The following is a 2946-nucleotide window of genomic DNA, read 5'->3' as shown; positions in this document are numbered from 1 at the left end:
GAAGAACGACCTGCCGTCGTATACATTACCAACCTTGGCGACAGCGCCATCGAAATTACCCTTTGGGCGTGGACGCAAGAAGAAAATCTCGGCCCGTTCCGATTCGCCCTGAACGAGCAAGTGGTTGAAAACCTGCGCGAAGCCAACATCAACATCCCATTCCCACAATGTGATGTCCACCTCATTCAGCCGAAAGACTGATTTCAGCTTTCAGGCCGTCTGAAACCCGGCGGGTCAAACGCCCGCCCCATTCCACCATTTCCATAAGGAGCCGCCATGTCCCATCTGCAAACCATCGCCGATCACCTGACCAGCCGCCGTCAAACCGTTACCTGCGCCGAGTCCTGCACCGGCGGCCTGCTTGCAGGTGCGCTGACCTCCCTCTCCGGCAGCTCGCAATGGTTTCATCAAAGCTTCGTCACATACAGCAACCAAGCCAAACAAGACCGCCTCGGCGTCATGCCCGATACCTTGCTGAAACACGGCGCGGTCAGCCGCGAGACCGTCTATGAAATGGCACGCGGCGCAAAGGCCGTGGCGCAGGCAGATTACGCCTTGAGTATTTCCGGCATCGCCGGCCCCGGCGGCGGCAGCGCGGCCAAACCGGTCGGCACAGTCTGGTTCGGCCTGGCCACGCCCGAAGGCTCGTTTGAGCAAACCGCGCTTTTCCCAGGCGATCGCGAAGCAGTAAGGGCGCAAGCTGTCGAATACGCATTGGCTTTCTTGGCGGAACATTTGGTTTGATAGAAAAAATACAGGCCATCTGAAATCTGGAAATCAGGTTTCAGACGGCCTTTTTATTATCTATTTAAACCATCGGCAGATTTATACGCCCAAAAGTTCTTTGCCGAGGAAGCTGCCTTTTTCGACACCCGGCAGGACGAAGAAATAGCCGCCGCCAAACGGGCTGATGTATTCCTCCAGAGGCTCGCCGTTGAGCAGGTTTTGCACGAAGATGAAGCCGTCGGCAAGGTTGGCCTGATAGCAGATGAAAATCAGGCCGACATCGAGCTGGCCGTTGGCGGCAAGGCCGCGCGAATAGTTGAAGGCGCGGCGGTAGAGCAGGTGTTTTTTCATGAACTCCGGATCGCGCGGGTTGGCAAGGCGCATATGGCTGTCTTTGGGCGTGATTTTGCCGTCGGGGTCTTTGGCAAAATCGGCGGTGTCGCCCTCTTTTTTACCGTCCATGGGCGCGCCGCTGTATTTGCGCCGGCCGAAAATATCGGTTTGTTCCTGCATCGGGGTGCGGTCCCAAAACTCGACAAAGTGGCGGATAAGGCGGACGGCCTGATAGCTGCCGTTTTTCGCCCATGCCGGTTCGTCCAAGCTGTTGGCAGCAACGCCCGTCCACAGGACTTGATCGGCGACTTTGGGATCTTCGACTTTGGGATTGCCGGAGCCGTCGCGGAAACCTAAAAGATTGCGCGCGGCAATGGCGCCGGGTTCGGCTTTAGGGAGCCAACCGTCTATGCTCCAGCGGATGACGGCAAACTGGGCGGTGTTTTTGATGATGTCGCGCAGGGCGGCTTGGCAGGTTTCGGGGGAGAATGCGCAAATTTGCAGGCTGAGGTCGCCGTCGCACCAAGATTTTTGGAGTTTGTCGTTGGGGAAGTCGCGCATTTCCTGCAGGTGTTTCGGCTTTTTGTCTTTGAGGCCGAAGCGGTCGTCAAAGAGGCTGCTGCCGACGCCGACGGTAACCGTCAGCCCGTCGGGACGGAATTGTTTGCCGAGAATGCCGCTGCCTGCAGGCGGGAGCTTGTCATCGCCGTCTTGGTATTCGCCGCCTTGGGTGAGGAATTCGATGCGGGCGGTCAGGGCGCGGAACAGGTTTTCAAGTTGTTTGGCGTCTTTGGCGGTAACATCAAAGGCACACATGATGCCGAAGAGCTGGTGTGGCGTAACGATGCCTGCCTGATGCTCGCCATAACACGGATAGGCCAGCTCGGAATGTTGGTTGTTTTGGGTTTCGGCGGCGGCTTCGCCTTGTTTTTTACCGGCAAAATAACCGGCAACGCCGATGGCGCCGGCGGCAAGGGCAGTTTTGAAAAGGGTTCGTTTTTCGGGTTGCTCCGGTTGTTTGTTTTGGCTCATGGTCTGCTCCTTGGCAGGGAACGGAAAGATTGCAATCGTGTGAAGTAAGGTCGGTTTTCAAGCATATTTTGTGTGGGCGACAATAAGATTCAGACGGCCTTTCAATATCCAAAGGCCGTCTGAAAACGCGTTATCTTATTTCAAACCCAAAATGCCGCGCAGTTTGGCCAAGTCTTCTGCCAAGGCATTAATTGGCGCCTGCAGGGCTTTGCGGTCTTCTTCGCTCAGTTTGTCATACAGCTCGAAACCGTTCGGGGTTTTGTATTTCGCCAAAATGTCTTCAACCTGTTTGAAGTTGGCATCGGTTTTTTCCAACAACGCTTTGTCTTTGGCTTCGATCAGTGGACGGAACAAATCAACGATTTTTTTGGAGCCTTCCACATTGGCTTGGAAGTCGCTCAAGTCGGTATGGCTGTAACGGTCTTCTTCGCCGCTGATTTTGCTGCCGGCCACTTCTTCAATCAGTTCGGACGCGCCGCCGACCACCTTACCCGGAGGAAACGCCAATGCGTCGATTTCTTTTTGCAGTGCTTCGACATCGGTCATCAGTTTGGCTGCAATTTCCTTCACGCCGGATACGTCTTTTTCTACCCAAAGGGCGTGTTCGATACGGTGGAAGCCGGTAAATCCGGCATCTTTCGCACCGTCTTTGAAGTCGTCTTCACGCGCATCGATGACGGGGTCGAGTTCGCTGAAAAGCTCGGCAATCGGTTCGATACGTTCGTAATGGACGCGGGTGGCGGCAAACAGGGATTTGGCCTTTTCAATGTCGCCGGCTTTAACGGCTTCGGTAAAGGTTTTGGTTTTCGCCACCAGCTCTTTAACCTCGCCTTGAACGTAAGCTTTATAGTCGGC

General features: G+C 55.2%; 3 protein-coding genes and 1 pseudogene. 2 read left to right on the top strand and 2 right to left on the bottom strand.

Translation table 11 applies throughout. The annotated features are described in order from the left end of the window. Together ACTHUE_RS14400 and ACTHUE_RS14395 are read left to right on the top strand one after the other, a co-directional pair. Positions 1 to 201: pseudogene (locus tag ACTHUE_RS14400) on the top strand (mechanosensitive ion channel family protein); the annotation flags it as partial. 75 nt (positions 202 to 276) lie between these two features. Further along, positions 277 to 744, top strand: coding sequence for a CinA family protein (locus ACTHUE_RS14395; protein ID WP_296183990.1), 468 nt, complete (start codon positions 277 to 279; stop codon positions 742 to 744). An 81-nt stretch (positions 745 to 825) separates the two neighbouring features. On the opposite strand, the gene efeB is transcribed toward ACTHUE_RS14395, so the two are convergent. Together efeB and efeO are read right to left on the bottom strand one after the other, a co-directional pair. Further along, positions 826 to 2091 carry an iron uptake transporter deferrochelatase/peroxidase subunit gene (gene efeB / locus ACTHUE_RS14390; RefSeq protein ID WP_128582165.1) on the bottom strand — a complete coding sequence of 422 codons (1266 nt, stop codon included), beginning with the start codon at positions 2089 to 2091 and terminating at the stop codon, positions 826 to 828. Between the two features lie 135 nt (positions 2092 to 2226). Continuing rightward, positions 2227 to 2946: iron uptake system protein EfeO (gene efeO, locus ACTHUE_RS14385; RefSeq protein ID WP_440423826.1), on the bottom strand; the 720-nt coding region annotated here is incomplete at its 5' end.

The organism is Neisseria sp. P0021.S005, from assembly GCF_051956955.1.
This window is presented reverse-complemented; position numbering and strand designations above follow the sequence as displayed.

Bases quoted from the DNA above. Each gene is read 5' to 3' on its own strand.
- ACTHUE_RS14395 (WP_296183990.1), top strand. From the start codon at position 277: ATGTCCCATCTGCAAACCATCGCCGATCACCTGACCAGCCGCCGTCAA.
- efeB (WP_128582165.1), bottom strand. From the start codon at position 2,091: ATGAGCCAAAACAAACAACCGGAGCAACCCGAAAAACGAACCCTTTTC.